General features: G+C 65.5%; 1 pseudogene. It reads right to left on the reverse strand.

From position 1 onward, the window contains the following. A pseudogene (locus tag SB751_RS35970) lies at window positions 1–156 on the reverse strand (type II secretion system protein GspL); the annotation flags it as partial. Between the last annotated feature and the right edge of the window lie 73 nt (window positions 157–229).

Consider the following 229-nt stretch of genomic DNA (forward strand, 5'->3'; position numbering starts at 1 on the left):
GGCCGTCGCTTTCGGCAACAGGCCGAGCGCCGAGCGGCCCGCGCGCTGCGTGTTGCCCGCCTTGTCGAGCAGCAGGAACGGCAGTTCCGGCAACTGCCATTCCTGCGAGTGAACCGCCGGATCGCGCGGCGGCATCAGGACGATCAGCGTGCTCAAACGCACCTCTTTTCGATGTTGGACTGGTACGGTTTCATGGTTCGTCGCGCACGCGCACGATGCGCGTCGTATG

Origin of the sequence: Cupriavidus sp. SIMBA_020 (assembly GCF_046535395.1) — a bacterium.
Taxonomy (GTDB): Bacteria; Pseudomonadota; Gammaproteobacteria; order Burkholderiales; family Burkholderiaceae; genus Cupriavidus; species Cupriavidus campinensis.